The following is a 17,012-nucleotide window of genomic DNA, read 5'->3' on the forward strand; positions in this document are numbered from 1 at the left end:
CGGGCGGCGTTGCGCCACGCGCCGATTGTTTCCCGTTGCGAGGATCATCATGGCGGCAGACCCCTCCGGGTGTTTCCATTCACAGATCATTGAATACGCCCCGGTCTGGGTGAATACCCTGGATCCCGAGGGGCGGGTGACGCTGTGGAATCGGGCGGCGGAACGGATCAGTGGCTATAGCCGCGAGGAAGTTGTGGGGCACGCGAGTGTTTGGGAATGGCTTTTCCCCGACCCGGACTATCGCGTAGCGGTCTACGCCGAGGGGCAGGCCATCATTCACGAAGGCCGCGAGATCGCGGGCCTGGAGTCCACCATCCGCACCCGTAGTGGCGAACAGCGCACGCTGTCCTGGTATGCCCAGCGGTTTTTCGATGCCGAGGGCACGCTGCTTGGGGCCAGCGTGATGGGCGAGGACATCACCGAGCGCAAGCAACTGGAACTCAGGGCACAGCACCAGTACCGGTTGCAGGAGGTGGTCTCGGCGATCTCCGCGCAGTTTGCGGACCTGTCGGCGGACGCGGTGGACGCGGCCGTTGTGCAGGCCCTGCAACGTCTGGGCGAGTTCTTCCGGATGGGGCGAGCCTACGTGATCTGTTTTCGCCCGGACCATGAGACGATGGACCTGGTGAGCGAGTGGTGCGCGCCCGGGGTCGCCCCCTTCCTCGACGAGATGCAAGGGATACCCATGGAGGCGCATGGTTGGGTGACCCGCCAGATTCGGCAGGGACACCCGGTGCACGTCCCCGATGTGGGTGCGCTCCCCGAGGCTGCGGTGGTGGAGCAGGCCGAGTTCCGGCGCCAGGATATCGAGTCCCTGTTGCTCATCCCGTTGATCAGTGATCAGAAGGCCTTCGGGCTCTTGGGCCTTGATTCGGTGGCCCGGCACTACGAGTGGAGCCCCGAACAGATCGCCGTGCTGCAGGTGGTAGCCGATATCATCGCCGGCACCTTCGCGCGCAAGGAGGTGGAGGCGGAGCTGGCACGCCAGGCGCGGGTAGACGGCCTGACCGGCCTGGCCAACCGGCGCGAATTCGATGCCGTGCTGGAGCGCGAGTGCGGTTCGCGGCGCGAGGTGAACCTGGCGCTGTTGATGATCGATATAGACCACTTCAAGCCGTACAACGACCGCTTTGGCCACCAGCGTGGGGATGACTGCCTGCGCCAGGTCGCGGAGGTATTGCGCGCCGCGGCACACCGGCCCACCGATCTGGTGGCGCGTTATGGCGGCGAGGAGTTTGCCTGCATCCTGCCGGACACCACCCTGGAGGGTGCGCGGGCGGTCGCCGAGCGGGTGCGCCGCAAGGTCGAGTCGTTGCAGCTGGGCCACCCGGATAACGTGACGGATGCGGTGACGGTCAGTATCGGGGTATCCGCGGTCGACGGGGGACGATCCGTGGCGCCGGAGGATCTTCTGGGGGAGGCGGACCGGCAGCTTTACCGCGCCAAGCGCGAGGGACGCAACCGGGTCTGCGCGGCGGGGCTCTGATTACCCCCGCCGGGGTTATTCTGCGCCGGCGGCGCGCGTCGGGCGTTCGCGCGGATCGGCGGAGCGGGCATCTTCGCGCTCAAGCAGGGTGACGACCGGGACCGACTCGCTGTCTTCGTTCACCAGCTGATCGCCTTCCATCCACGGTGGCGGCAGCTGCGGACGCATGTCCTGGACCTGGGCGAAATTCGGGAACTCCACCTTGGAGAACAGTTCCGCGGCGGATTCCTGCGCTTGCGGGTTTTGCAGGGTCAGCACGAAGCCGGTGGCCAGCACCAGCAGGGAAAACTGGAAGCGCTGATCGCTGTAGGTGGAACGTGAACGCAGCAGGTCGAGCATTGGATGGTCTCTCGGGAGTCTTGCCTGCATAGACAGTACGCCCGGACGAGGGTTTCCATCAAGCAGGCCCGGTGCGGAGCGGGACTTTGAGTTGCCACCGACCCGGGTCGTGTCAGGGGCAGCCGGGGGCGTGTTGCTTCAGGATGCGCGACGGCAGACCAGAAAGACCTCTTCGACGCCGTCGGTGGCGACCATGCCGGGGGTCAATTCGAGGGGCTTTTGCAGGCGCAGTCCCAGGGGCATCAGGAAGCGGTTGTAGACCTTCATCGCGACCGGCCGATGACGTTGCAGGAACCACATGCCGAGGTCATTGAGGCGCGAGGATTTGGGCTTCATGCCGAAGATTGCGCTTTGCTCGATCTGTAGCTGGTGGCGTTCCAGCAGTTGCGTCAGCTTGGCCGGTTCATAGCGCCGGTAGTGGCCGACGATGTCGTCGAACGGCGTCCAGTATTCCGGGTGTAGCGGGGTGGAGAGCAGTACCCGGGCCCCGGGTGCCGCCACCCGCGAGAGCTCGGCCAGGGCCGCCTCGTCGTCTTCCACGTGCTCGACGATGTCCAGCGCGCACACCAGGTCGAAACTCTGGTCGGCGTAGGGCAGGGCGGAGATGGGGGCGGTGTGGGTGATGCCGCCCGCGCTTTCCAGTGCCGCCAGGGCCGGTGGGCTGATATCGACAAAGTGGGTGCCGGCGATCGGCAGGCGCGGGCGCATGCCGGGCCCTACTTCGAGCCGGCGGGTATGCGATTCGGCCAGGCTGGATACCAGGCCCCAGGTGTTGAAGCGCTCCGGGTGCACCAGACGCGTGTCCGCCCACAAGCCATCGTAGAAGCGCTGGTTGACGTCGCCGATGTCCGAATGTTGCTGCGGGGCAGTATCGTGGGTCACGCGGTGGCCGGGCTTGAATGGTGCGCCACAGTGTAACCAACCTGACGGGCGGTCACAGGCTGGCTGGGTAGACTCCGGGAAGCCGTTCTCGGTTTGGCGGGCGGGTCAGCGCCATTCGCTGTGTCATTCGTCGGTCTCAATGCGCCGTGAGTGGCGGCGCTGAATCCGGTGGCGCAGCGCGGCGCCCAGTAGCAACAGCACCGCCAGCGCAAACAGGGGCAGGAGGGTTTGCGGTTGCAGGGCCTCGCCGCTCGCGAGGGCGTCGGTGGCCCCGTGGATGGCGGTGGCGTACACGCCCCACTTGACGGCGAGCCCGAGCACGGCTGCCAGCAGGAAACGGCCAAGTGGAAGGCCCAGCGCGCCGCCGGCGTAGTTCACCATCGAATGGGGAAAGCCGGGGAGCACGCGCAGCGCGATCTGCGTGGCGAGGCCACTGTGGCGGTGCAGGAAATCGGCCAGCCAGGCGTCTTCGCGGCGTTCGTGATCGGGATGGCGCGCCAGGCGGGCGGACACGCGGTACGCACCCCAGGCACCACTGACGCTACCTGCGAGGAGCAGACCGATGGCTAACAGGGGCGGATGGAACGGGGCGATCAACCAGAGGATGAGCGTGCCGGGCAGGGCAAAGATCAGCATCAGGGCCATCAGGAGCACCAGCCCTGCCGTGGCCCAGGGGCCGCCCGCGACGGCATCGCCCCAGGCCAGCAGGCGGACCGGATCGCCCACCCACAGCGCGATGCCGATGCCCAGCGCGATCAGCAGCACCAGCAGGCCGCGCCCGATGTTGGCGCGGGAACACCCGTTGGGTCGGGGGAGGGGGTGCGTCATTGAGCGGGGCCTCCGGGGAGCGTCCGGCGTGATGCGGTCAGAGTAGCGGATGCGCAATCACAAGGTTCGGTGGGCAGGTCGCATCGGCGCCGCGGATCGGTACACTCGGCTCAGGCACCCGGGGAGGAGACGCGCATTGAGCAACAAGCTGGAGAATCAGACGGCACACAAGATCCTGCGCGGGCTCAAGTCGCACTATCCGGTGTTCTACCTTCTCGGCTGGGACGAAGATCGCATGGAGCGGCTGCTGCGTTCGGTCGCACGCTCGTTCTACGGCGAAGACGGCCATCTGGAGGTCTGGTCGGCGAGTCACGGGTTTGGCGAGCACGACGACCCGAATGCACTGACGACGGACCCGGTAGCGGCAGTGGCGCGGGTGGCGGCCGGCGAGACGGATGCCCCGCGCATGGTCCTGCTGAAGGATCTGCCCATGTGGTTCGATGACAACCCGGCGCTGGTGCGCGGAGTGCGCGACCTGTACTACCAGCTGAAGAAGGGACGCAACGTGGTGTTCCTCAGCTGCCCGTTGCTGAAGCTGCCGGAGATCCTGAAAAAGGAGGTCTTCCTGGTCGAGGTGGACCTGCCGTCCGAGGTCGAGGTGCTGGAGCAGCTCGAACACACCCGCGGCGCCGAGGCGGTCCCGCGCGAGCAGTTGTTCCGGGTGGCGGCGGGAATGCGCGGCCTGTCGCTCAACGAGGTCGGGCACCTGAGTGCGCGGCTGTTCCGCGGCAAGCCGCTGCCCGAGGCCGACATGCTGGCCGAGATCCAGGAGGAGAAGGGCCAGATCCTGCGCAAGGAGAGCTGCCTCGAGTTCTATCCGCCACAGCGCTCGCTGGAGGATATCGGCGGTCTGGAGAACCTCAAGGAATGGGTGCGTACGCGCGCCGACCTGTTCACCGAGAAGGCCTGGAACGACAACGTGCCGCTACCCGCCGGGGTGCTGTTCATGGGGGTCAGCGGCTGCGGCAAGAGCATGGCCGCCAAGGCGATCGCCACCGCTTGGGGGTTGCCGCTGGTGCGGCTGGACATGAGCCTGGTGCTGTCCGGCAGTTTCGGTACCCCGGAATACGCCTTTGCCCGGGCCACCCGGATCGCCGAGGAGATCGCGCCGATGGTGTTGTGGGTGGACGAGCTGGAGAACGCCTTCGGTTTCGACAGTCACGCCGCGGGCAGCGCCGGCAATGTAAACATCTTCTCCAGCTTTCTCACCTGGCTGCAGGAGAAGTCGCCCCGGGTGTTCGTGGCGGCGACCGCGAACCGCATCCAGCAGCTCCCGGCCGAGCTGATGCGCAAGGGGCGCTTTGACCAGCTGTTCTTCCTCGATCTGCCGAACGTGGAGGAGCGCAAGGAGATCCTGCGCATTCACGTCCAGCGTCACGGCGGTAACCTGGAGGACTTCAACCTGAACTACATGGCGGCCAGCACCGAGGACTGGAGTGGGGCCGAGATCGAGCAGGCGGTGAAGTCGGCGCGGATCGACGCCTACCAGGAGGGGCGGGTGTTCAACCAGCGCGACGTGATCCGCAACGTCATCAACACGGTACCGCTGTCGCGGACCATGGTGGAGCAGATCCGCGAGATCAAGAGCTGGGTCTTCCAGCGCGCGATCAATGCGTCGAAGCCGGAGCCGAAGGGCGCCGCGTCCGGCCCGCCGAAGCCGCCCGGCTGACCGCCGAGCCTGGTTTTCCGGGCGCCGGAGAGTGGGCCCCGGGTGGCCTATACTCCGGTCAGGGGGACGCCAGAGCCGGTACGGGTCCCGGTCCCCCACGGGTTCGGATACGGGTCGCCGGTGGAGGAATGCTCATGTGGCGCAATGTTTCTTTCGCGATTGTCCTGGCGGCGGTCCTGGGTCTCGGCGGCTGTGCGACCTATCAGGGGTCGCAGGAACAGGCCGGGATGGTGATCGGCGGCGTGCTGGGGGGCGTGCTTGGCTCGCAGGTCGGCTCCGGGCGTGGCCGGACCGCGGCGATCATCGCCGGCACCCTCGCGGGCGCGGCGATCGGTGGCTCGGTGGGCCAGTCCATGGACGAGGTCGACCGGTTGAAGACGGCCCAGACCCTGGAGAGTGTGCGGACGGGTGTGCCCTCGCGGTGGGTCAATCCCGACAGCGGCAACCAGTACACCGTGGTGCCGACGCGGACCTACGAGACCACCGCCGGCCCGTGCCGCGAATACACCATCGACGCGGTGATCGGAGGCCAGACCGAGCAGGTGTACGGGACCGCCTGTCGGCAGCCGGACGGCAGCTGGCGTATCCAGGGCTGAATGGCGGGCCTGGTCCGCGCCTCAGACAGACGCTTCCGGGGTCGGTTGCCCCGGCCCGGCCGAGTCGTCGGCGGTCCGGGTGTCCTGGAAGTCGGATTCGGCTCCAGCATCCAGGGTGCGCGAGACGACGCAGTCACGCCCCTCGCTCTTCGCCTGGTAGACGGCCTGGTCGGCGACCCGGAAGAGGTCGTTCATGTCCACCTCGCGACCACAGGGACGACTGGTCACGCCGAAGCTGGCGGTAATGGTCAGTCCGGCGGGCTTGAGTTCGCGCAGTTGCTGGCGTAGTTCCTCGGCACGGGTATGGGCATCAAACAGGTCGCACTCGGGCAGGACCAGCAGGAATTCCTCGCCGCCGAAGCGCAGGGCGACATCGACCTCGCGCCCGGTGGTACGTAGCAACTCGCCCACGCCAACCAGGACCTCGTCGCCCACCAGATGGCCGTGGCTGTCGTTGATCTGCTTGAAATGGTCGATATCCAGCAGGATCAGGCTGAGGGCCATGTCCTTCTGGTTGGCTTCGGTGAAGAAGCGTGCGGCGCATTCGGCCAGGACATTGCGATTGCGCAGGCCGGTGAGGGGATCGATCATCGCCATGTCGTAGAGTTTCTGGCGCTGGCCCTGGACTTCCTCGAGCAGGCGCTTGTTCGCCAGGAGGTTGCCGATGCGGGCGCGGACCTCGTCTTCCAGCACCGGCTTGGTCACGAAGTCGTTGACCCCCAGGCGGAAGAGCTCGGCGCGTCGGTTCGGGTCGTCGAGGCCGGACATCGCGACGATCGGCAGGCTGGTCTTGTCGGGGAAGCGGTGGCGCAGGCGGCTGACCAACCCCATGCCGCTGATGTCGCCCTCGACCAGGATATCGCTCAGGACCAGATCCCAGGTTCCCTCGTCGAAGGCATTCAGGGCGGCGGAGGCGCTGCGAAAGTGCGCTACTTCCAGACCCATGCCCTCGAGGATGCGAGTCATCACCCGGGCGACGGTGGGGCTGTCCTCGACATACAGCACATGCCCCTTGTGGGCGTGTTCCACCGGCCGGCCGTAGCGTGCGGCCTGGTGGAACAGGTCACGGATGTTGGTCTTGTCGTGGAGATCGGTGGCGCCGGCCTCGAAGGCCGCGCGGCGTATGTCGTGGTCCTGCTTGGTGGTCAGCAGGATCAGCGGCAGATCATGGCCGGCGGGTTTGGCGCGTGCCTGGCGGCAGAACTCGATCCCGCTCATGTCGGGCAGGGTAATGGAGGCGCAGACCAGCTCGAGGTCGTTTTCCTCGATGCGGGCGAGGCCCTCCGCACCACTTGCGGCCATGATCGGCTTGTGTCCGGCGGCCAGGACCATTCGGCTCCACAGCGCCCGGAATACGCGGGAGTGATCGACGACCAGGATCTTCATGGCCGGCCGTCCATTGGGCGGTCTCGCCGGGGCGCGGTCGTGACCGGCGGTCGGAGCGTGTCTGCCGTCATGCTGGGCCCTGACTCCATTCAGTGATCCGCAGGCAAATCCGGATAATGCGCGTCTTCGCACCGGGCTTCAAACGAGCCGTCAAGACGCGCTGGACAGCGCGTGCGGGCACGGGAACAATGAGGCCATCTGGCGTGCGACGAAACACTACAGCCAGGGGAAAGGAGTCCGGCATGAGCTACATGCAGCGAATGGGGAGTCTGCTGCGGTTCGGCAAGGCCGGCGAGCGGCGTACAAAGGCACGCCAAGAGGCCGCTCGCGGGCTGCGGGTGCTGGTGGTGGATGATTCGCGCACGGTGGTCGCGCTGCTCACCAGCATGCTCAAGCAGAACGAGCTGGAGCCGATTGGCGTCGGCGATGCCGAGGAGGCGCTGGCTTTGGCGCGCGAGAATCCACCGGACCTGATCTTCCTGGATATCCTCCTGCCCGGGATGACCGGGTTTGCCATGCTGCGTCAACTGCGCCGGGACCCCGCCACCGCGAAGGTGCCGGTGATCATGATCAGCGGCAACGAGGACGCGGTCGAGCAGTTCTTCCTCGATCGCATCGGCTCCGACGACTTCATGAAGAAACCCTTCGGCCGCGGAGAGGTGTTCACCCGCATCGAGCGCCTGGTGGCGAAGGGGCGTCTTCCGGCCCGCCCGACGCGCTTCTCCGGGTAGGAATCCCGGACCCGCACTCGCGTTTCAGGCGGCGTGCCGGGCCCGCCAGTCGCCGATCTCGTCGTGCAGGCGCTGTTTTGCGCTGGCTTCCAGGAACGCGGCGTCGACGGCGTTGCGTGCCAGTTTTTCCAGGTCATCCAGGTCCAGCTGCAGGGCCGCGGCCGTGGCGCGGAAGTTTTCCCCCACGTAGCCGCCGAAATAGGCCGGGTCATCCGAGCTGATGGTGACGCACAGCCCCGCGTCCATCAGGCGCTTCAGGTTGTGTTGTTCCAGGCGCTCGAACACGCACAGCTTGATGTTGGACAGCGGGCAGACGGTCAGCGGGATCTGCTCCCGCGCCAGGCGCTGCATCAGGTCGGGGTCCTGCTCGGCCTGGACGCCGTGGTCGATGCGCGCGACCTTGAGCAGGTCCAGTGCCTGCCAGATGTAGTCCGGTGGCCCCTCCTCGCCGGCATGCGCGACGGCGGGGAATCCCTCGGCCCGCGCGCGCTCGAACACGGCCTGGAATTTCTCCGGCGGGTTGCCCAGCTCCGCGGAGTCCAGCCCGACCGCGTGGATGTGCTCGCGCCAGGGCAGGGCGGTCTCCAGGGTCTCGATCGCGGCCTCGGCGCTCAGGTGGCGCAGGAAACAGAGAATCAGGCGGTTGGTGATGCCGAGCTCCCGTTCGCCGTCGGCCAGCGCGCGGTGGATGCCGTCGATGACCGTCGCGAAGGGCACGCCGCGTTCGGTGTGGGTCTGCGGGTCAAAAAAGATCTCGGTGTGGCGGACGTGGTCGTCCCGGCAGCGTTCGAGGTACGCCCAGGTCAGGTCGTAGAAATCCTGCTCGGTCAGCAGGACGCAGGCGCCCGCGTAGTAGATATCCAGGAAGGATTGCAGGTCGTGAAACTGGTAGGCGGCCCGAACCTCCTCGACCGAGGCATACGGGAGATCGACATCGTTGCGCTCGGCCAGGGCGAACATCAGCTCGGGTTCCAGGGAGCCCTCGATGTGCAGGTGCAGCTCGACCTTGGGGAGCGTGGCGATGGCGTCTTGCATGGCGGGATCCTGCGGTGTCGGGGAGGAAAGTGCGCAGAGGCTAGAACTGCCCGGGGCGCCCGACAAGTAACCGGGGTCACCCGAGGGGCGAGAGCAGTTCCCGGAAGAACCGCGCCAGCAGGCCGGGTTCCAGCCACAGCATGAAGGCGATGCCCCAGGCGCCGCCCCACAGGTGGGCGCTGTGGTTGATGTTGTCGCGGTTCTGGCGCTGGGCATAGAGCGAATAGCCGACATAGACCGCCGCAAACACGATGGCCGGGACCGGGATAAAGAACACGAACAACAGCGACCACGGCTGCAGCAGGATGTAGGCGAACAGCACCGCGGAGACCGCGCCGGAAGCGCCCAGCGAGCGGTAGCCCGGGTCACGCAGATGGCTCAGGTGGCTTGGCAGACTGGCGAGGACGATGGCGGCCAGATAGAACAGCACGAAGCCGCCCATGCCGATCGCGGGCACCAGCACGCGCTCCATGGCCATGCCGAAGAAAAACAGCGTGATCATGTTGAACGCGAGATGGGTGCCATCGGCATGGATGAAGCCGTGGGTTACCAGGCGCCAGTATTCGCCGCGCTGCACCGACGGTGGATGATGGATCATCGCCTGCAACCAGCGCGGGTTCTGCCATGCGAGCAGGGAGACCGCGACGGTGGCGACGATCAGGTACAGCGTCACACTCGGTTCAAAGTTCACCGGCAACCTCCAAGGACCCGTAGCGCCAGGCCTGCAGGCCGTCGGGCCAGCCGCCCGGCGCCAGCCCGGCCTTTTGCAGCAGGGCATCGAGGAAGGTCTCGGGATCGGGCAGTTGTTCCCAGACCGCAGGGAGGAAGGTGGCGCGGCGCGCTCCGGCCTGAAGGACCAGGCCGTCCCGGCCCGGTTGTAGCTGATCCAGCAGGCCCTTGCGCTGCGCGGCCTCCATGGGTCGCGACGCAGTCAGCAGCGTGACCGAGTAGGCAAGACCGGCCAGTTCCGACGTGCGCAGCGGCAGAAAACGCGGATCATTGAGCGCCGCCGCGCGGGCGTTGTGCAGGACGTCCGCGGCCAGGGGCCGGTGGGCCTCCAGCGTGCCGATGCAGCCGCGCAGGGTTTCCCCTTGCTTCAGGGTGACGAAGCTGGCGCCGGGATCGGGTAGCGGGTCGGGCTCCTGTTCCAGTGCAATGGGGCGGGCGGGGGCATGGTGCGCGGCCCGCCGGATGGCATCCGCGGCCAGTTCCAGCAGGCGTTCGCGCGCCGGCGCGGGCAGGTCGATGGCGTGCGTCATTGCAGCATCCAGGCGCCGTAGCCGACCACCTGGTCGCGCGGGCCGGCGGTGTCGCCGGAGTTGCGCTGGTCCAGTGTGGTAATGGCAAGACCGCGCTGCCGTGCCAGCCGCAACAGGCCCGCCAGCGGCCGGCAGCCGCAAGCCTGTTCCGGCCCCAGCGCGTGTTCGTCCAGTTGTTCGATGGCGCGGGTGGTGGCCGTGTCCAGGCGGCACGCGGTGGCATAGTCGTGGAAGTGGGAGAGATCCGAACTCACGACGATCAGGGTCTCCGGGCCGCCCCACAGCCGTTCCAGCACGCTCGCGACCTGCTCGGACGAGGCATCCCCGACCACCAGCGGGACGAGTTCGAATGTCCCCAGTGCCACCTGCAGGAACGGCAGGTGGGCCTCCAGGCTGTGTTCCGGTCCGTGGGCGATGTCCAGTAACTGGACGCCGGGCAGGTCCGCGATGGCTTCCAGGGCTTCGTGGTCCACGGGGATGTCTCCCAGCGGGCTGCGGTAGGCCGTTGCCGTAGTGGTCGCGATGCCGCGAAAGGGCACGCGATGCGACGGACCCAAGAGGATGACGCGCTGGATCTTCCCCGCCAGGGGGCGGATGTGCGCATAGACCGAGGCCGCCACCGGGCCGGAGTACGGGTAACCGGCATGCGGCGCGATCAGGGCCTTGGGCGGCGCCGCGTCCGTTACCAGCGGGACGGCATCGAGCAAGCGGGTGACCGTGGCGCGCAGCTCCTCGGGCTCGGCCGGGTAGAACTGGCCCGCGATGGCGGGCTCGCGGATGCGGGGCTGTGCCGTCATTGGGGGGGGGCTCCATCAAACATTATGTTGTTGAATATTGGGATTGTGTCCTCATATTCAAGACCATGAATCACGGTCTGGACTGGATATGAACGACATCCCCGAACACGACGCATTCACCGTCGCCACGCGCTACTGGCATGCCCTGGAGGATGGCCGCGTACAGTGCGATCTGTGCCCGCGCTACTGCAAGCTGAAGCCCGGACAGCGCGGCGCATGCTTTGTGCGCGCCAATCTCGACGATGCCGTGGTGCTGACCAGCTATGGGCGTTCCTCCGGCTACTGCGTGGATCCGATCGAGAAGAAGCCGCTCAATCACTTCCTCCCGGGCAGTCCGGTGCTGTCGTTCGGCACGGCCGGCTGCAACCTGGCCTGCAAGTTCTGCCAGAACTGGGACATCAGCAAGTCACGCGAGATCGACACGCTGGCCGATCGCGCTGATCCCGAGACCATTGCACGTGCCGCCGAGGCGCTGGACTGTCGCGCGGTGGCCTTTACCTACAACGACCCGGTGATCTTTCACGAGTACGCCATCGACGTGGCGGCGGCCTGCCGCGCGCGGGATATCCGCACGGTGGCCGTGACGGCCGGTTACATCACCGAGCAGGCGCGCGGCGAATTCTTTGCCGCCATGGATGCGGCGAACGTGGACCTGAAGGCATTTACCGAGCGCTTCTATCACAAGCTGACCGGGGCCCATCTGCAGCCGGTACTCGACACCCTGGAATGGCTGGTGCACGAGACCGCTACCTGGGTCGAGATCACCACGCTGCTGATCCCGGGGGAGAACGACAGCGATGCGGAGATCACCTCCATGGCGCAATGGGTCCGGGAGCATCTGGGGCCGGATGTGCCGCTGCATTTCACCGCCTTCCATCCGGATTTCAAGATGACCGAACACCCGCGCACGCCGATCGAGACGCTGCAGCGGGCGCGTCGCATCGCTCGCGAGCAGGGTCTGCATCACGTGTACACCGGCAATGTGCATGACACGCAGGGCCAGAGCACCTGGTGTGCGGGCTGCGGGCAACGCGTGATTGGCCGCGACGGGTACGAACTCTCGGACTGGAAACTGAACGCCGATGGTTGCTGCAACGCCTGCGGCGCGTCGGTGCCCGGGGTGTTCGAAGCGCGCCCCGGCAACTGGGGCGCCCGGCGTCAGCCGGTGCGGCTAGCCGATTTTCGGGGGTCTGATTCGCAGGGCTTGAAAAGGCCCTCTCCGCGACCTAGTTAACTCGGTAGACAGGATTTGCAACGGAGGTGATCACCATGGACCTGAAAAAGCTCAAGCCGTGGAACTGGTTCAAGCGCGAGGAGACCGCGAGCACGGAGGTCGTGCCGGCTCGGCGCGAGAGCGCCGACCCCTTGATGCGCATGCACCGCGAGATGGACCGGATGTTCGAGGACTTCTTTGGCTCGGCCCTCGGGATGCGCGGGGGTGATGCCGCCGCCTCGCTGCTGCTCAAGCCCAGTGTGGATATCGCCGAGACCCGCAAGGCCTACCGGATCACGGTGGAGGTGCCGGGGATCGACGAGGACGCGATCGACCTGACGGTGGATGGCGACGACCTGATCATCTCCGGCGAGAAGCGCCAGGAGACCGAGGAAGACGACCAGGGCTACCATCGGGTGGAGCGGGCCTACGGACAGTTTCGCCGTATCCTCAGCCTGCCCGGGGACGCCGATATCGATGCCATCTAGGCGCGGTTCAAGAACGGTGTTCTGAAGATCGACATCCCCCGGCGCAAGGACGACGCCCGGCCGGGCGTGCGCCGGATCGAGATCGGCTCCTGAGGGGGGCGTCACACGGCGGCCTGCCGTGCGCTGAATGATCGCCGGGACCGCCCGACGACAAGGATGTGAGACCAGCGAATGACACGACGGATCGTGATCTGTGCGGACGGAACCTGGAATCGCCCGGAGGAGGACGTCGAGTCGGACGTGCCGACCAATGTCCTGCGCCTGGCGCGGGCCATTGCGCCCGCCGATGCCATGGGGGACCCGCAGCAGGTCTACTACGACTGGGGCGTGGGGGCGTACTACGCAAAGATCTCGGGTGGCGTGACCGGGCGTGGCATCCACAAGAACATCCAGGATGCCTATCGCTACATCGTGCAGAACTACGCCCCCGGCAGCGAGATATTCCTGTTCGGTTTCAGCCGCGGGGCGTACACCGTTCGCAGCCTGTGCGGCTTGATCAACAACTGCGGGGTCCTGAAGCGCCCGGATGCACGGTTGATCGAGCAGGCCTTTCGGCACTACAAGAACACCGGCGCCAGCCATGCGCCCGAGGGCGAAGCCTCGCGTACCTTTCGCGCGAAACATGCACATCCCTCGCGGGAGATCCGCTTTGTTGGCGTCTGGGATACGGTCGGCGCGTTGGGAATCCCGTTCTCTTTGCTGGGAATGTTCGATCGTACGGACGAGTTCTACGACACCAAGCTGGGGCCCAACGTGCGCATCGCCCGCCATGCCATGGCGATCGACGAGACACGAGCCGACTTTGAGCCCACCCTGTGGGATCCGCGCCCGGGGCTGGATCTGAAGCAGCTGTGGTTCAGTGGCGTGCATGCCGACGTGGGCGGCGGCTACGCCCCGGATGCCGAGGGGCGTCTCGCGTCAGAGGCCCCGTTGGCGTGGATGATCGAGCAAGCCCGGATGGCCGGGCTGCAAGTGGAGAGGCATCTGCCGGATAACCTGCGCCCCGACCCGCTGGCGTCGCTGCACCGCTCGCGGCGGCACATCTATCGCCTGCGACGGCGCTATCGGCGTCCGTTGTACCAGTCGGGTTACCCGACCGAGGTGCATCCGAGTGCCCTGGAACGCTACCGGAAGGATGTCGACTACCAGCCCGAGAACCTGCGCGCGTTTCTGGACGAATGGGGCTGGCCGGACGCCGACTGAATTCCCCCGGACGGAGTAAACGCTCGCGTTGGGAGGCCGGGTCTCCGTTATCCTGTAGGAATAGCAGACGGAGATTCCCTCAATGCAGCCATTTCCCTCGAAGAACGTGTTTGGCGGGGCCCTGGAGCCCTGTAGTCGCGGGCCGGTCACCGGTTTTTATCGCGACGGCCGTTGTGCCACCGGCTACGACGACCAGGGCATGCATACCGTGTGCGCCGAGCTCACCCGCGAGTTTCTCGATTTCTCCCTGGCACGCGGGAATGATCTGATCACGCCGGTTCCGGAATTCGGCTTCCCCGGCCTGGAGGCCGGGGATCGCTGGTGCCTGTGCGCCGCGCGCTGGCTGGAGGCCTACCGGGCGGGGGCGGCGCCCGGGGTCTTCCTGCGCGCGACGCACGAGGAGACCCTGGCGGTGATCCCGCTGGACATCCTCAAGGAACACGCGCGCGACCCAGCTGATTGAGATGGAGGCCCTCCTCGGAGGGTCGGTCGGGGGCCGGGGTGGGCCCCGCTGAAATACAGGGAGAAGACGGATGGATCCGTACATGGTGGGGCTGACAATCGCTCGGGTCGATAACGTGGGCATGGGGAATCGGGGGGTGGCCGGTGGTTGACCGCATGGCCGTGCCCGAGATCGAACGCTTCCGGATCACGCGGACGCTGGGTACGAGTGCCCGCGACGGGCTCTATGTCGCGCACGACCCGCTGCTGGATCGGCAGGTCGCGATTCGGACGCTGACCAACGTCGCGGCGGACGCTTCGACCCGCCAGGCATTGCTTGAAGACGCCCGCCGGTTAAGCCGCTTTCGGCACCCGAACATCGCTCCAATCTTCGAGGCGGGGGACTACGCCGAGGGCGTCTATCTGGTGTTCGAGTACGTCGAGGGCGAGACCCTGGAGCAGATCCTGGCGCGCGGACCCTTGCCGATCGATCGCGCCCTGGCCCTGATGCGCGAGCTGCTGGATGCGGCGGCTGCGGCGCACGAGCAGGGCATCCTGCACGGGGCCCTGCAGCCGGCGAACGTGACCGTGAACCCCGAGGGACATGCGCGCATCACCGGGCTGGGCATGGCGCTGCCTGACGTGGCCGCGCGCGGCGAGAGCCACCTGCCGGATACACCCTACTATCTGGCGCCGGAACGGCTGGCGAACGAGGCCGCGACCGAAGGGTCCGACGTGTTCTCCCTGGGGGCCTTGTTCTTCGAGATGCTGACGGGCGAGCGCGCGTTTGCCGGTGATAGCCCCGCGGCGATCCGGCAGGCGATGCAGGCGGGGGCGCTGGAGCCACCCTCCGGTCGCACCGGCAATGGCGACGAACGCTTCGACGCCCTGGTACTTCGGGCCACCCGCCCGGATCCCGCCGAGCGTTTCGCATCGGCCCGCGAGTTTCGCGAGGCGCTGGTGGTGGCCGTCGAGGGCGAAGGCCAGACGGGCGACGGATCGCAGGACTTCATCCTGCGGCGGATCCGACGCAAGCCTGATTTCCCCGGCATCTCCAGCCACATCCGCGAGATTACCCAGTGTTCCGACGACACGATGAAGCGCTCGGTGGCCGAGCTGTCGAATGCCGTGCTGAAGGACTACGCCACCACGCAGAAGCTGCTTCGGCTGGCGAATTCACCCTTTTACAGCAACTTTGGCGGCAATATCCGCACCGTTTCGCGCGCGATCGTGCTGCTGGGCTTCGAGCAGGTGCGCACGGCGGCGCTCGGGCTGGTGCTGTTCGAAAACCTCAAGGGCGGGCGTCATTCCGGACGCCTGATGGAGGCGCTGGTCGGCACCCTGTTCAGCGCCATGCTGGCGCGCGACCTGGCGGAACAGGTCGGCGGGGTGGAGAGCGAGCAGGCCTTTGTCTGTGCGCTGTTCCACGATATCGGCCGCATGCTGGTGTTGTACTACCTGCCGGAGGAGGCGGACGAAATCCGCATTCGTGTGGGTCAGGGTACGAGCGAGGGCAGTGCCGCCCGTCAGGTCCTCGGGATCTCCTACGAGGCCCTGGCGCGCAGCGTGCTGGAGGACTGGAACTTCCCGCGCGAGATCGTTACGTCGGTGGAACGGGCTCCCTCGGGCACGCTGCCGGCAGCGCGGGATGCCGACCAGCGCCTGCACCGCATCGTCACCCTGGCGTCGGAGATGGGGCAATGCATTACCCAGGCGGATCGCGACCAGCAGGGCGCCTTGCTCACCGATCTGCGCAAGCGCTACGAACGTGCCCTGGGCGTGGATGCCCGCGGCATGCAGCGGGCCATCAAGTCCGGGCGCGAGCACATGGATCACTTCCTGACGGTGGTCAAGCTGCCGCCGGAGGGCCGCGAGCCGCTGAACCGGCTGAAGGCGAATCTGGGTGTGCAGATCGATGACAGCGACGCGGCGGATATCGAGCCCGCGGGGGGGAGCGGCGAAGCGGCGGCGGCCGCCACCGCCGATCCTGACGCACAGGCCGCGGCACTGATGGAGACCCTGACCGACATGCTGGACAGCATGGTGGGCGAGTTCGAGCTGAACACCTTGATGCAGGCAACGCTCGAGACCCTGTACCAGACACTCGGTCTGCGCCGGGTAATGCTGATGCTCGCCGATCGCGAGCATCGGGTGCTGGTGGCGCATACCGCCTTCGGAAAGGATGCCGAGACGCTGTCCGGACGGCTGCGACTCACGCTTGCGGGCAAGGGCGACATTCTGTCGCTGGCCCTGGAACAGAAGAAGGACCTGGTCATCACCGACAGCCACGAGGCCTCGATCAGCCGTTATATCCCCGACGAGTTCCGCCAGGCCCTGGACGCGCGCAGTTTTCTGCTGCTGCCGCTGGCGGTGCGCGATCGTTGTATCGGGCTGCTGTATCTGGAATTGCCGGAAGGCGCCGCCGTGGAACCGACGGTCCTGCGGGCCCTGAAGGCCGTTCGCAATCAGATGGCTCTGGCCATTCGGCAGGCGCGCGATTGACGCCGCCTTCACCCGCGCACGCGCGCGGGTGAAGGCGGTCTGCACAGTGTCGATCGCTCCCCCTCAGTCCGCCGGATGGGACCGGCGGATGCCGGCTTTTGCGAACGACTAACGGATTCTGCACTCAATCGCTGTTTCCCCTCGATAAGTGGCGCTA

At 66.8% G+C, this 17,012-nt stretch carries 16 protein-coding genes and 1 pseudogene; 9 read left to right on the plus strand and 8 right to left on the minus strand.

Annotation, left to right across the window (positions count from 1 at the left end):
- Positions 1-49: 49 nt before the first annotated feature.
- Positions 50-1,486 (plus strand): diguanylate cyclase, encoded by a 1,437-nt coding sequence (locus G315_RS0106485; RefSeq protein ID WP_018144228.1) that lies wholly within the window; start codon positions 50-52, stop codon positions 1,484-1,486.
- 15 nt (positions 1,487-1,501) lie between these two features.
- Here the strand turns inward: G315_RS0106485 and G315_RS0106490 are convergent, their stop codons facing one another.
- The 3 genes from G315_RS0106490 to G315_RS0106500 form a co-directional block, all read right to left on the minus strand.
- Positions 1,502-1,825 (minus strand): hypothetical protein, encoded by a 324-nt coding sequence (locus G315_RS0106490; protein WP_018144227.1) that lies wholly within the window; start codon positions 1,823-1,825, stop codon positions 1,502-1,504.
- Between the two features lie 138 nt (positions 1,826-1,963).
- Positions 1,964-2,707 (minus strand): class I SAM-dependent methyltransferase, encoded by a 744-nt coding sequence (locus G315_RS0106495; protein ID WP_018144226.1) that lies wholly within the window; start codon positions 2,705-2,707, stop codon positions 1,964-1,966.
- A gap of 123 nt (positions 2,708-2,830) precedes the next feature.
- Positions 2,831-3,535: a TVP38/TMEM64 family protein gene (locus tag G315_RS0106500; protein ID WP_018144225.1), complete on the minus strand. Its 705-nt coding sequence runs from the start codon at positions 3,533-3,535 to the stop codon at positions 2,831-2,833.
- A 136-nt stretch (positions 3,536-3,671) separates the two neighbouring features.
- On the opposite strand from G315_RS0106500, the gene G315_RS0106505 reads away from it, so the two are divergent.
- Together G315_RS0106505 and G315_RS0106510 are read left to right on the plus strand one after the other, a co-directional pair.
- A complete protein-coding gene (locus G315_RS0106505; RefSeq protein ID WP_019612157.1) occupies positions 3,672-5,204 on the plus strand; it encodes an AAA family ATPase in 1,533 nt (510 codons plus the stop codon).
- A 134-nt stretch (positions 5,205-5,338) separates the two neighbouring features.
- Positions 5,339-5,800, plus strand: a complete 462-nt coding sequence (locus tag G315_RS0106510; RefSeq protein ID WP_018144223.1) for a glycine zipper 2TM domain-containing protein — start codon at positions 5,339-5,341, stop codon at positions 5,798-5,800.
- A 21-nt stretch (positions 5,801-5,821) separates the two neighbouring features.
- On the opposite strand, the gene G315_RS0106515 is transcribed toward G315_RS0106510, so the two are convergent.
- Positions 5,822-7,186, minus strand: coding sequence for a diguanylate cyclase (locus G315_RS0106515; RefSeq protein ID WP_018144222.1), 1,365 nt, complete (start codon positions 7,184-7,186; stop codon positions 5,822-5,824).
- A 242-nt stretch (positions 7,187-7,428) separates the two neighbouring features.
- Between G315_RS0106515 and G315_RS0106520 the strand changes: the two genes are divergently transcribed.
- Positions 7,429-7,917: a PleD family two-component system response regulator gene (locus G315_RS0106520; RefSeq protein WP_018144221.1), complete on the plus strand. Its 489-nt coding sequence runs from the start codon at positions 7,429-7,431 to the stop codon at positions 7,915-7,917.
- 24 nt (positions 7,918-7,941) lie between these two features.
- On the opposite strand, the gene G315_RS0106525 is transcribed toward G315_RS0106520, so the two are convergent.
- From G315_RS0106525 to amrB, 4 genes are all read right to left on the minus strand, one after another.
- A complete protein-coding gene (locus G315_RS0106525) occupies positions 7,942-8,952 on the minus strand; it encodes an adenosine deaminase (RefSeq protein WP_018144220.1) in 1,011 nt (336 codons plus the stop codon).
- Between the two features lie 76 nt (positions 8,953-9,028).
- Entirely contained in the window at positions 9,029-9,643 is a 615-nt protein-coding gene (locus G315_RS0106530) for a rhomboid family intramembrane serine protease (protein ID WP_018144219.1), read from the minus strand.
- Positions 9,633-10,211, minus strand: coding sequence for an AmmeMemoRadiSam system protein A (gene amrA, locus G315_RS0106535; RefSeq protein WP_018144218.1), 579 nt, complete (start codon positions 10,209-10,211; stop codon positions 9,633-9,635). The genes G315_RS0106530 and amrA overlap by 11 nt, the downstream gene beginning before the upstream one ends.
- The gene (amrB, locus tag G315_RS0106540) at positions 10,208-11,008 is read right to left on the minus strand and encodes an AmmeMemoRadiSam system protein B (protein WP_018144217.1); all 801 of its coding nucleotides are present in this window, start codon (positions 11,006-11,008) and stop codon (positions 10,208-10,210) included. Before amrB ends, amrA begins: the two co-directional genes overlap by 4 nt.
- Positions 11,009-11,096: 88 nt before the next feature.
- On the opposite strand from amrB, the gene amrS reads away from it, so the two are divergent.
- The 5 genes and pseudogenes from amrS (at position 11,097) to G315_RS0106565 (ending at position 16,855) form a co-directional block, all read left to right on the plus strand.
- Positions 11,097-12,242, plus strand: coding sequence for an AmmeMemoRadiSam system radical SAM enzyme (gene amrS / locus G315_RS0106545; protein ID WP_018144216.1), 1,146 nt, complete (start codon positions 11,097-11,099; stop codon positions 12,240-12,242).
- A 35-nt stretch (positions 12,243-12,277) separates the two neighbouring features.
- Positions 12,278-12,802, plus strand: a pseudogene (locus G315_RS13760) (Hsp20/alpha crystallin family protein).
- A gap of 78 nt (positions 12,803-12,880) precedes the next feature.
- The gene (locus G315_RS0106555) at positions 12,881-13,912 is read left to right on the plus strand and encodes a DUF2235 domain-containing protein (protein ID WP_018144214.1); all 1,032 of its coding nucleotides are present in this window, start codon (positions 12,881-12,883) and stop codon (positions 13,910-13,912) included.
- Positions 13,913-13,994: 82 nt separating this feature from the next.
- Positions 13,995-14,375: a DUF2237 family protein gene (locus G315_RS0106560; protein ID WP_018144213.1), complete on the plus strand. Its 381-nt coding sequence runs from the start codon at positions 13,995-13,997 to the stop codon at positions 14,373-14,375.
- Positions 14,376-14,530: 155 nt separating this feature from the next.
- Positions 14,531-16,855, plus strand: coding sequence for an HDOD domain-containing protein (locus G315_RS0106565; RefSeq protein ID WP_018144212.1), 2,325 nt, complete (start codon positions 14,531-14,533; stop codon positions 16,853-16,855).
- Positions 16,856-17,012: the final 157 nt, after the last annotated feature.

This window comes from Thioalkalivibrio sp. AKL7 (assembly GCF_000381705.1).
Classification (GTDB): Bacteria; Pseudomonadota; Gammaproteobacteria; order Ectothiorhodospirales; family Ectothiorhodospiraceae; genus Thioalkalivibrio; species Thioalkalivibrio versutus.